The organism is Streptomyces smyrnaeus, assembly GCF_017676345.1.
Classification (GTDB): Bacteria; Actinomycetota; Actinomycetes; order Streptomycetales; family Streptomycetaceae; genus Streptomyces; species Streptomyces smyrnaeus.
This window is the reverse complement of record NZ_JAFFZM010000005.1, coordinates 175,015-187,149: the sequence shown is the minus strand read 5'-3', so window position 1 is coordinate 187,149 and position 12,135 is coordinate 175,015. Positions and strand designations below refer to the sequence as shown.

At 70.7% G+C, this 12,135-nt stretch carries 6 protein-coding genes and 1 pseudogene; 2 read left to right on the top strand and 5 right to left on the bottom strand.

The annotated features are described in order from the left end of the window. Positions 1-72: 72 nt before the first annotated feature. Together JW613_RS10530 and JW613_RS10525 are read left to right on the top strand one after the other, a co-directional pair. A pseudogene (locus JW613_RS10530) lies at positions 73-1,800 on the top strand (ABC transporter ATP-binding protein); the annotation flags it as partial. A gap of 95 nt (positions 1,801-1,895) precedes the next feature. Then, positions 1,896-3,857: an ABC transporter ATP-binding protein gene (locus JW613_RS10525; protein WP_209210478.1), complete on the top strand. Its 1,962-nt coding sequence runs from the start codon at positions 1,896-1,898 to the stop codon at positions 3,855-3,857. A gap of 120 nt (positions 3,858-3,977) precedes the next feature. On the opposite strand, the gene JW613_RS10520 is transcribed toward JW613_RS10525, so the two are convergent. From JW613_RS10520 to JW613_RS10500, 5 genes are all read right to left on the bottom strand, one after another. Continuing rightward, positions 3,978-4,814 carry a S1 family peptidase gene (locus JW613_RS10520; protein ID WP_245225318.1) on the bottom strand — a complete coding sequence of 279 codons (837 nt, stop codon included), beginning with the start codon at positions 4,812-4,814 and terminating at the stop codon, positions 3,978-3,980. Between the two features lie 221 nt (positions 4,815-5,035). Continuing rightward, on the bottom strand, positions 5,036-6,373 hold the full coding sequence (locus tag JW613_RS10515; RefSeq protein WP_245225317.1) for an RNA polymerase sigma factor: 1,338 nt from the start codon (positions 6,371-6,373) through the stop codon (positions 5,036-5,038). 329 nt (positions 6,374-6,702) lie between these two features. Beyond that, positions 6,703-8,622: a DNA primase gene (dnaG, locus tag JW613_RS10510; RefSeq protein WP_209210476.1), complete on the bottom strand. Its 1,920-nt coding sequence runs from the start codon at positions 8,620-8,622 to the stop codon at positions 6,703-6,705. A 204-nt stretch (positions 8,623-8,826) separates the two neighbouring features. Then, the gene (locus tag JW613_RS10505; protein WP_209210475.1) at positions 8,827-10,569 is read right to left on the bottom strand and encodes a pyruvate dehydrogenase; all 1,743 of its coding nucleotides are present in this window, start codon (positions 10,567-10,569) and stop codon (positions 8,827-8,829) included. Between the two features lie 157 nt (positions 10,570-10,726). Beyond that, positions 10,727-12,046, bottom strand: coding sequence for an NAD(P)/FAD-dependent oxidoreductase (locus JW613_RS10500; protein WP_209210473.1), 1,320 nt, complete (start codon positions 12,044-12,046; stop codon positions 10,727-10,729). Between the last annotated feature and the right edge of the window lie 89 nt (positions 12,047-12,135).

The following is a 12,135-nucleotide window of genomic DNA, read 5'->3' as shown; positions in this document are numbered from 1 at the left end:
TTGTACGCTCTTTCACTTCCGCCGTCGCCGTCCTCACCCCGCACCCCGCACTGATCGACCGAGGAACTCCGTGTGCTGATCCGCCTCCTACGCGCCCGGCTGCGCCAGTACCAGCGGCCGATCGCGCTGCTGGTGCTGCTGCAACTCATACAGACGAGCGCCACGCTCTATCTGCCCACCCTCAACGCCGACATCATCGACAACGGTGTCGTACTCGGCGACACGGGCTACATACTGCGCCACGGCAGCCTCATGCTGGCCGTCTCGGTGGTGCAGGTGGTGTGCAACATCGGCGCCGTCCACCTGGGTGCGCGTACCGCGGCGGCGGTCGGCCGGGACATCCGGGCGGGCGTCTTCGACCGTGTGCAGTCCTTCTCGGCCCGCGAGGTCGGACAGTTCGGCGCCCCGTCCCTGATCACCCGCACCACCAACGACGTGCTGCAGGTGCAGATGGTGACGCTGATGGCCTTCACCCTCATGGTCACCGCGCCGATCATGTGCTTCGGCGGCATCTTCATGGCACTCGGGCAGGACGTACCGCTCTCCGCGGTGCTGCTGGGCGTGGTGCCGGTGCTCGGTGTCACCGTCGGGCTGATCGTGCGCCGGATGCGGCCGCTGTTCCGCTCCATGCAGGAGCGGCTGGACAGCGTCAACCGCATCCTGCGCGAGCAGATCACCGGGGTCCGCGTCATCCGCGCCTTCGTCAAGGACGACTACGAGCGCCGCCGCTTCCACGGGGCCAACACCGATCTGACGCAGGTGCAGCTGCGCACCGGCCAGTTGATGGCGCTGATGTTCCCCGTCGTGATGACCGTGGTGAACGTCTCCAGCGTCGTCGTGGTCTGGTTCGGGGCGCACCGCATCAGCAGTGGTGACATGGAGATCGGTGCGCTGACCGCGTTCCTCGCCTATCTGATGCAGATCGTGATGTCGGTGATGATGGCCACCTTCATGTTCATGATGGTGCCCCGCGCCGAGGTGTGCGCCGAGCGCATACAGGAGGTGCTGTCGACCGACTCCAGTGTCGTACCGCCCACCGCGCCGGTCACCACACTGCGTCGGCACGGCCATCTGGAGCTGCGCGGGGCCGGGTTCGGCTACCCGGGCGCCGAGGCGCCCGTGCTGCGCGGCATCGACCTGGTGGCGCGCCCCGGGGAGACCACCGCCGTGATCGGCTCCACGGGCAGCGGCAAGTCGACGCTGCTGGGCCTGGTGCCCCGGCTGTTCGACGCGACGGAGGGGCAGGTCCTCGTGGACGGCGAGGACGTACGCACCCTCGATCCTCAGTTGCTGGCGAGCACCGTCGGTCTCGTACCGCAGCGCCCGTACCTCTTCTCCGGGACGGTCGCCTCCAATCTGCGCTACGGCCGCCCCGACGCGAGCGACGAGGAGCTGTGGGAGGCCCTGGAGGTCGCCCAGGCCAAGGAGTTCGTGGAGCGGATGGAGGGCGGGCTGGAGGCGCCGATCACCCAAGGTGGCAGCAACGTCTCCGGCGGGCAGCGGCAGCGGCTGGCCATCGCACGGGTGCTGGTGCACCGGCCGGAGATCTATCTGTTCGACGACTCCTTCTCCGCGCTGGACTACGCCACCGACGCGGCGCTGCGGGCGGCGCTCGCCAGATGGACGGCCAAGGCGACGGTGGTCATCGTCGCCCAGCGCGTGGCGACCATCCGGGACGCCGACCGCATCCTCGTGCTGGACGAAGGCCGCGCGGTGGGCATGGGCCGCCACCACGAACTGATGGAGGGCAACGAGACCTACCGGGAGATCGTGCTCTCGCAACTGACCGAAAGCGAGGCTGTGAGCGACGTACGCCCAACCGCCCAGCCGCAGACGACTGCGATAGCCGCACCTCTGCGTTGGGCGGACGGAGAAGCGAACGGGAAGGGCACAGCATGAGTGGGCCGGGGGGAATGGCGGGAGGACCGCCCCGGCGGTCCATGGACTTCACCGGCTCGGGCAAGCGACTGCTGCGGCAGTTCCGGCCGGAGCGCGGCCTGCTGCTGCTGATGCTGGCCGTGCTCGTGGTCAGCGTCGGTCTGAGCGTCGTCGGCCCGAAGCTCCTCGGCCGGGCGACGGACCTGGTCTTCGCCGGTTTCATCGGTGCGAAGCTGCCCGAAGGACCCACCAGGGAACAGGCGCTGGAGAACCTGCGGCAGCGCGGGGACGACGGCGTGGCCGACATGCTCTCCGGGATGGACTTCACCCCCGGCCAGGGCATCGACTTCGGCGCTGTCGGCACGGTGCTGCTGGTGGTGGTGGCGGTCTACGCCGCAGCCGGGCTGCTGATGCTGTGGGCCGGGCGGATCTCCACCCGCGTCATCACCCGTACCGTCTTCCGGCTGCGCGAACGGGTGCAGGAGAAGCTGGGCCGGCTGCCGCTGTCCTATCTGGACGGCCAGTCGCGCGGTGAGGTGCTCTCGCGGGTCACCAACGACATCGACAACCTCGGCCAGACGCTGCAGCAGACCATGGGCCAGCTGATCAACTCGCTGCTGACGATAGTCGGCGTGCTGGCCGTGATGTTCTGGATCTCGCCGCTGCTGGCGCTGGTCGCGCTGGTGACGGTGCCGCTGTCGGCGCTGGTCGCCACACGGGTCGGCAAGCGGGCGCAGCCGCAGTTCGTCGACCAGTGGAAGTCGACCGGCGCACTGAACGCGCACATAGAGGAGATGTACACCGGGCACGCTCTGGTGAAGGTCTTCGGGCGGCAGCGGGAGTCGGCGCAGGTCTTCGCCGAGCAGAACGAGAAGCTGTACAAGGCCGGGTTCAAGGCGCAGTTCATCAGCGGGATCATGCAGCCCGCGATGATGTTCGTCGGCAACCTCAACTACGTCCTGGTGGCGGTCGTCGGCGGGCTGCGGGTGGCCTCCGGGGCGCTGTCGATCGGTGATGTGCAGGCGTTCGTGCAGTACTCGCGGCAGTTCAGCCAGCCGCTCACCCAGGTCGCCTCGATGGCCAACCTCGTACAGTCCGGCGTGGCCTCGGCCGAGCGGGTCTTCGAGATCCTGGACGCCGAGGAGCAGTCGCCCGACCCCGACGAGGCGCACGCCGAACGGCCGTCCGCGCTGCGCGGCCGGGTGGAGCTGGAGAACGTCTCCTTCCGCTACAGCGAGGACAAACCGCTGATCGAGAATCTGTCGCTGGCGGTCGAGCCCGGCCAGACGGTGGCCATCGTCGGCCCGACCGGCGCGGGCAAGACCACCCTGGTCAACCTGCTGCTGCGGTTCTACGAGGTACGGGACGGCCGCATCCTGCTGGACGGCACGGACATCGCCGCCATGTCACGGGAGGAGCTGCGCGCGGGCATCGGCATGGTGCTCCAGGACACCTGGCTGTTCGGCGGCACCATCGCCGAGAACATCGCCTACGGGGCGGAGGCAGGGGCGGAAACCGGTGGTGATGGCGCGGGGAGTGCGGGTGCGACCCGCGAACAGGTCGAGGAGGCGGCGCGCGCCGCCCACGCCGACCGGTTCATCCGCACCCTGCCGGACGGCTACGACACGGTGCTGGACGCCGAGGGCGACAGCGTCAGCGCGGGTGAGAAGCAGCTCATCACCATCGCCCGCGCCTTTCTCTCGAACCCGGTGATCCTGGTCCTGGACGAGGCCACCAGTTCCGTCGACACCCGCACGGAGGTGCTGATCCAGCGTGCGATGGAGCGGCTGGCCTCGGAGCGCACCAGCTTTGTGATCGCTCACCGTCTGTCCACCATCCGGGGCGCGGACGTCATCCTGGTGATGGAGAACGGCTCCATCGTCGAACAGGGCACCCACGAGAGCCTGCTGGCGAGGGAGGGTGCCTACGCGCGCCTGTACCGGTCGCAGTTCGCCGGCGCGGTGGCGGAGGTGGACTGACAGACGCCCGTCGTCCGGCCGCGACGGGCCGGCACCGAGAACAGGCGATCGGCGGCGCCGTACCGGCCGTGACCCGGGGCGGCGTCACCCGCGGGCCACGGCCGGAACACATGCGGCAGGTCAGCCACCGAGCTTGTCGGCCGCTGCCCGGATGTCCGAGGCGAAGGTGCTGACCTCGGTGTACACGCCGGGCTTGCCCGGCCTGGCGCAGCCGTCGCCCCAGCTCACGATGCCGACCTGGACCCACTTGTCGGCGTCGTCCTTGCGGAACATCGGGCCGCCCGAGTCACCCTGGCAGGTGTCGACACCGCCGGTGTCCATCTTCCCCGCACACAGTTCCTCGTCCTCGACGAGGTTGGAGTAGGCGGTCTTGCAGGTGGCGTCGTCCACGAAGGGCACCTGCGCCTTGAGCAGATACCGCTGCTGCCGGCCGCCCTCCCGGTCGGCGCCCCATCCGGCGATGGTGAAGTCGCCCTTGTTGTAGGAGGCGTCCTCGGTCAGGGCCAGGGTGGGCTGGTCGATGGGCTCGGCCAGCTTGACGAGGGCCCAGTCCTTGCCGTTGCCGTCGTAGCCGGGCGCCTGGACGACCTCGGTGGACCTGGCCGTCTTTGCGGCCGGGTCCTCCAGGTCCACGACTCCGCCGGTGGCGGTGATGCTGGTGTCGGGGCCGCTGCCGTCCACGCAGTGGGCGGCGGTGAGCACGATGTCCTGGGTGAGCAGCGAGCCGCCGCAGCCCATGGACAGCCGCACCATGAACGGGAATTCGCCCTGCTGGGCCTTGGTGCCGCCGACGACGGTCGCGCCCGGCTCGCCCTGCCCGCCGGGGCCGTCGGTCGGCATCGCGGAGGCGACCGACGGGCCGAGGCTGAAGGCGGCGAGTGCGACGGCGCCGACGGCGGTGATTCTCTTGAGGCGCTTGCTGGTGTCCTTCGCGGTGGGTATCCCGGAGTGCTTCAACGGGCGTCCTCTCGTGGGGGGTTGCTCGCGCACCCGCACCCGCCCGGTTCAGCACGACTACAGCGCTGCGCTTATCATGTCCATGCCAAACTGCTGCCGACAGCAGTGGGCAGGGCAGCACGCACCGCCAGACGTCCTGTCACAGGAGGCCGGTCCGCGAGATACTGCCGCGATTATGGAGAGGCCTCGAACAAACTGACAAGGGCGCGTCGAACGAGTGATCAGTCCAGATAGCCGCGCAGTTGGTCGGCGAAGGCATGGTCCCGCAGCTTGGTGAGGGTCTTGGACTCGATCTGCCGGATGCGCTCCCGTGTGACGCCGAAGAGCCGGCCGATCTCCTCCAGCGTGCGCGGCCTGCCGTCGATCAGTCCGTACCGCAGCTGCACCACCTTGCGTTCACGCTCGCCGAGCGTGGAGAGCACCGCCTCCAGATGCTCGCGCAGCAGCAGAAAGGCCGCCGACTCCACAGGAGAGGGCGCGTCGCCGTCCTCGATGAGGTCGCCGAGATTGACGTCGTCCTCCTCACCGACCGGCGCGTGCAGCGATACCGGTTCCTGGGCGAGCCGCAGCACCTCGGTCACCCGCTCCTCGGTCAGGTCCAGCTGGGCCGCCACCTCCTCGGCCGTGGGCTCGTAGCCGCGCTCCTGGAGCATGCGGCGCTGCACCCGCACCACCCGGTTGATCAGTTCGACGACATGCACCGGTACCCGGATCGTGCGCGCCTGGTCGGCCAGCGCCCGGGACATCGCCTGGCGGATCCACCAGGTCGCATACGTCGAGAACTTGTAGCCGCGCGCGTAGTCGAACTTCTCCACCGCGCGGATCAGCCCGAGGTTGCCCTCCTGGACGAGGTCGAGCATGGTCAGACCGCGGCCCACATAGCGCTTGGCCACGGAGACCACCAGCCGCAGGTTCGCCTCTATGAGCCGGCGCTTGGCGAGCCTGCCGCGCACCACCAGCCGGTCGAGGTCGAGCGCGAGCTGCCCGTCCAGACTGGGCGAGCCCGCCAGCTTCTCCTCGGCGAACAGCCCCGCCTCCACACTGCGGGCCAGCTCCACCTCTTCGGCGGCGGTCAGCAGCGGGATACGGCCGATCTCGCGCAGATACTGGCGGAAAAGGTCCGCCGAAGGGCCGGTGGCGGGCAGTTCCCGCTGCGGTACCGCCGGCTCGGCCTCCACCTCCACCTCTGCCTCGGGCACCCCGCCCTGCTCCGGCACGGTCTCGGCCGGTGCGGGCTCGGCCGGCCCGAGCTCGGCCGGTGCGGTGTCGGAAGGCGCGCTGTCGGCCGGTGCGGTCCGGCCGGTCGCCGCGTCCGAGGGTTCGGAGGGGGCCGGTACGGGCGTGGGCGGCTCGAAGGCGGGCGGCTCCGGCGCAAGGGGTTGTCCCGTACGTGCGGGCGGCGGCGACGGCGCGGGGCGCGTGGCCACAGGAGCGGTCGGGGCGGCGAGAAGCGCCGCTTTCAGGGTCCGGGTCTGCACGGGGGCGACCTCCAGTGTGATCGCTGCCGGTTCGGGGGCGGCGTGCGAGACGGGGACGGCTGCGGCCGGGCCGCGCTCCATCCCGTACGAAACGTGCGGATCCGCGGGGGACTTTGGCCCGTCCTGGCCAGCACCGCCCCGCTCCGAGGACTCAGGCACCGCCCACCAGTGTGGGGTACGACACACGCCCGCCACGAGAGGCGTGCGGGCAGTTTTTCCGCCAAAACGTAACCCTCAGCGCACGATCCACTACGCATACCCGAGGCTGCAGGGGCCGCTGTTGAGGCTGTTCGAGGAGTGGCGGCGCATCGCGCCCTCCCTCGCGAGGGAGCGCACCGGGCCCCACCTGGCGGTGCACCGGGAAGCGGACGGCTCCCGCGTACTGCCGGGCGAGTGCGCCCGGCGCACCGTCACAGCGCCGCCGCGCCCCGCTCGCGCAGCGCGATGCCGTACTGCTGGAGCGTCCAGATCTGCTGGCGCACGCCCGCCGACTGCTCGTACTCCTGTCGGGCCTCCAGCCGCCGGGCCGTGCCCTCCAGCTCACCGATACGGGCGTTGACGGCGGCCCGGCGCACGGCCACCAACTGCTCGCCCGCGTACGCCTCGTCCACCTCGCGGTTGCGGGCACTGCGCAGTGGCTCCACGGCCAGCTCGGTGATCAGCGAGCGCACCGTGTCGTCCGGCGCCGCGTCCCGGACCCGGCCCAGATAGCCGCTGTCCCCGATCCCGGCCTCGGCACCGCCCGCCGCCTCCAGCGCCATCCTGACCACCGCGTACGGCGGCGCGGTGAACTCGTCGGCGCCATAGGCGTCGAAGGCGGGCGAGACCAGCTCCGGGCGCTGGAGCGCCAGCTTGAGCAGTTCCCGCTCGACGCGGTGCGCGGGGCTGCGCAGATTCAGATCGGGGCCGCGGGGCACGAACGGCGCCTGCACGGCGGGCGACTCGGCGGCGGCACGGGAGGCACGAGCCGCCGAACGCGGGGACGCCTGGCCGCGCTCGCGCGCCCACCGGGCGAGCTGGGCGACGCGGCGGACGACGAATTCCTCGTCCACGATGCCGAGCAGCCCGGCCAGCCGTACCGCGTAGCCACGCCGGATGGAGGGGTCCTTGATCTGGGTGATGACCGGCGCGACCTCCTCCAACGCGGCCGAACGGCCCTCCGCCGTGTCGATGTTGTGCCGGTCGACGATCGAGCGGATGGCGAAGTCGAAGAGCGGGGTGCGGCTCTCGACCACCTTGGCCACCGCCTCGTCACCCTGCGCGAGCCGCAGATCGCACGGGTCCATACCGCCCGGCGTCAGCGCGATCCAGGTGCGGGCGGCGAACTTCTGATCGTCCTCGAAGGCACGCAGCGCCGCCTTCTGGCCCGCCGCGTCACCGTCGAAGGTGAAGACGACCTCCGACTGGGCGTTGTCCATCAGCACCCGGCGCAGGATCTTCACATGCTCCCCGCCGAAGGCGGTGCCGCAGGTGGCGATGGCCGTGGTGACGCCGGCCAGATGGCAGGCCATCACGTCCGTGTAGCCCTCCACCACGACGGCGCGGTTGGCCTTGGCGATCTCGCGCTTGGCCAGATCGATGCCGTAGAGCACCTGGGACTTGCGGTAGATGGGGGTCTCGGGGGTGTTGAGGTACTTCGGCCCCTGGTCGTCCTCGCGCAGCTTGCGCGCGCCGAAGCCGACGACATCCCCGGTGATGTCCCGGATCGGCCACATCAGCCGGCCCCGGAAGCGATCGATGGGCCGCCCGTTGCGGGCCTCCTGGGCGAGCCCGGAGAGCGTCATCTCCTTGTCGGTGAAGCCCTGCCCGCGCAGATGGCGCACCAGGTGGTCCCAGCCGGCCGGGGAGTAGCCGATGCCGAAGTGCCGGGCCGCCTCCTGGTCGAACCCGCGGTCGGCGAGGAAGCGCCGCCCGATCTCGGCCTCGGGCCCGTCGAGCTGCTCGGCGTAGAACCGCGCCGCGATCTTGTGCGCCTCCACCAGGCGGGTGCGCTCGCCCTGCTGGGAGGCGCGGCCGTAGCCGCCCTCCTCGTAGCGCAGCGTGATGCCGGCGCGGGCCGCGAGCCGCTCGACGGACTCGGAGAAGGACAGATGGTCGACCTTCATCACGAAGTCGAGCGTGTCCCCACCCTCCTGGCAGCCGAAACAGTGGTAGAGCCCCTTGCTCGGACTCACATGGAAGGAAGGGGACTTCTCATCATGAAACGGGCAGAGCCCCTTGAGATTGCCGCCGCCCGCGTTACGGAGCTGGAGGTACTCGGACACCACGGAGTCGATCGGGACCGCGTCCCTGACCGCCTTCACGTCCTCGTCGTTGATCCTCCCAGCCACGCCACGAGTCTACGGGCCGCCGCTGACATGGTTACCCCCCTCCCGGGAGGGCCCCGTTCCCGGTGCGAGGGTGCCCCTGTGCCCCGGTGAGGGGGTGCCCCGGGTGTCGGTTGCGGGCTGCGGGTGTGTTGTGGCTGTGGGGGCACCTCCCGGCCGAAGGCTGGGGGAGCGCCGTTCCCGCGCCCCTTCGAAGCGCACCTGGTCCTACGGTCGCGGGACGTTGCGGAGGTTGGAGCGGGCCATCTGCACCATCCGCCCCACTCCGCCGTCCAGCACGGTCTTGCCGGCGGAGAGAGCGAAGCCGCTCAGCTGTTCCCGGGTGATCTTCGGCGGGAGGGAGAGCGCGTGCGGGTCGGTCACGATGTCGATCAGCGCGGGCCCCGGGTGGTCCAGGACGCCGCGAAGGGCCTCGCGCAGCTGCTGAGGCTGCTCCACCCGGACGGCGTACGCGCCCGCCGCCTGGGCGAGGGCCGCGAAGTCGGGGTTGCGGTTGTGCGTGCCGTGCGCGGGCATGCCGTCGACCATCATCTCCAGCTCGACCATCCCGAGCGAGGAGTTGTTGAAGAGCACGACCTTGACCGGCAGGTCGTACTGGACCATCGTCAGGAACTCCCCCATCAGCATGGCGAAGCCGCCGTCCCCGGACATCGAGACGACCTGGCGGTTCCGGTCCAGGAACTGGGCGCCGATGGCCTGCGGCACGGCGTTGGCCATCGAGCCGTGGCTGAACGAGCCGATCACCCGGCGCCGCCCGTTCGGGGTGATGTAGCGGGCCGCCCACACGTTGCACATACCGGTGTCGACGGTGAAGACGGCGTCGTCGGCCGCCTCCTCGTCCAGCACGGACGCCACGTACTCGGGATGGATGGGGATGTGCTTGTCGACGTTGCGGGTGTACGCCTTGACGACGCCCTCCAGCGTGTCGGCGTGCCTTTTGAGCATCCGGTCCAGGAACCTGCGGTTCGCCCTCTCGGGCACGCGCGGGGTCAGACAGCGCAGGGTCTCGCGGACGTCGCCCCAGACCGCGAGGTCGAGGCTGGTGCGGCGGCCGAGGTGCTCGGGGCGCACATCGACCTGGACGATCTTGCAGTTCTTGGGCAGGAAGGCGTTGTACGGGAAATCGGTGCCCAGCAGGATCAGCAGATCGCACTCATGGGTGGCCTCGTAGGCGGCGCCGTAGCCGAGCAGCCCGCTCATGCCGACGTCGTAGGGGTTGTCGTACTGGATCCATTCCTTGCCGCGCAGCGCGTGGCCCACCGGGGCCTTGAGCCGCCCGGCGAACTCCATGACCTCCTCGTGCGCGCCCGCGGTGCCGGCGCCGCAGAACAGGGTGATCTTCTCCGCGTCGCCGATCATGCGCACCAGCGCGTCGATCTCCGCGTCCCCGGGGCGCACGGTGGGGCGCGAGGTGACCAGCGCATGCTCCACAGGGCTCTCGGGTGCGGGCTCGGAGGCCAGATCGCCGGGGAGCGCGACCACGCTGACGCCCTGCTGGCCGACGGCGTGCTGGATGGCGGTCTGCAACACCCTGGGCATCTGCTGCTCGCTGGAGATCAGCTCGCTGTAGTGGCTGCACTCGACGAAGAGCCGTTCGGGGTGCGTCTCCTGGAAGAAGCTGGTGCCGATCTCGCTGCTGGGGATGTGGGAGGCCAGCGCGAGGACGGGCGCCATCGAGCGGTGCGCGTCGAAGAGCCCGTTGATCAGATGCAGATTCCCCGGGCCGCAGGAGCCCGCGCAGGCGGCGAGCTTCCCGGTGAGCTGCGCCTCGGCGCCGGCCGCGAAGGCGGCGGCCTCCTCGTGGCGGACCTGGATCCACTCGATGGCCGGGGTGCGCCGGATGGCGTCGACGATCGGGTTGAGGCTGTCCCCCACCACGCCGTAGAGGCGCTCCACCCCGCAGCGCACCAGGGTGTCGACGAACTGCTCGGCCACCGTCTGCTTCGCCATCGCTCACTCGTCCTTAGCTCGCCGCATGCGGGAGGGCGGCGGTACGGGGCAACGCTCCTGCGCAAGGCACTCATGCGAAGCTCTTACGCAGAGCTCTTACGGTGAACGTATTCCCCAACCGCCGCCCTGGCATCACGGAAATCTCCCGCCCCAGCGGCTACGCGGGATCGGCGGCCCCTCCGGCTGCACCCGTCGCCCCGGCCGCTCCCGCACCCTTCGGGGTGCCCAGCGACTCGAGCGGCACACCGGGGTCGGCCAGCGCGTGCGGGTCCACCCGGACGCCGGAGCGGACCAGGTCCTGGATGGGTCCGGTCACATCCCACACATTGGCGTTCAGCCCGGCCAGCACCTGGTTGTCGCGCAGCCAGAAGGCGATGAACTCGCGCTTGCCCACGTCTCCCCGGCACACCACCTGGTCGTAGGAGCCGGGCGGGGCGTAGCCGGAGTACTCCATACCCAGGTCGTACTGGTCGGAGAAGAAGTACGGCACCCGGTCGTAGGACACGTCCTTGCCCAGCATGGCGCGCGCCGCGGCCGGACCGCCGTTGAGGGCGTTGGCCCAGTGCTCCACCCGCAGTCGCTCGCCGAGCAGCGGGTGGGCCACGGCAGCGGCGTCACCGGTGGCGTAGATGTCCGGGTCGCTGGTGCGCAGCGAGGCGTCCACCGCGATGCCACCGCCCGGCCCGGCGGACAGCTCCAGTCCCGCCGCCTCGGCCAGCGCGGTGCGCGGGGCCGCACCGATGGCGGCGAGTACGTCGTGCGCGGGGTGCTCGTCACCGTCGTCGGTACGCACGCTGACCACCATGCCGTCGGTCCCGGTGATCTCGGTCAGCCGGGCACCGAAGTGGAAGCGGACGCCGTGCTCGCGGTGCAGGTCGGCGAAGAGCGAGCCCAGCTCGGGGCCGAGCACCGTGTGCAGCGGTGTGGGCTCCGGCTCGATGACGGTGACCTCGGCACCGTAGGTCCGCGCCGCGGCGGCCACCTCCAGGCCGATCCAGCCCGCCCCGGCGATCACCAGATGGCCGTTCTCCTGGCCGAGCGCGCTCAGCACCCCGCGCAGCCGGTCGGCGTGCGCCAGTCTGCGCAGATGGTGCACGCCCGCCAGATCGGTGCCGGGGACCTCCAGGCGGCGCGGCTCGGCGCCGGTGGCCAGCAGCAGCTTGTCGTAGTGGACCCGGGTGCCGTCGCCCAGGCGCACCGACTTGCCGGCCCGGTCGAGCTGGACCGCCGGCTGTCCCAGATGGAGCTCGATGTCGGCGGCCGCGTACCAGGCGGGCTCGTGCACGAAGACGCTGTCGCGCTCGTCCGAACCGGTGAGGTAGCCCTTGGAGAGCGGGGGGCGCTCGTAGGGATGGTCGCGCTCGTCGCCGATCAGGATGACGCGGCCGGTGAACCCTTCCGCGCGCAGGGTCTCGGCGGCTTTCGCCCCCGCCAGTCCCCCGCCGACGATGACGAACGTACGGTGTGCGTCGACCACTTGAAGCCTCCTCCTCGAAGACGCTGCCCCCTGCGGGCCGTGCTGTCCCCCGTCGTCCACACGTGAGCGTCCCGCATCGGGGCAGGCGC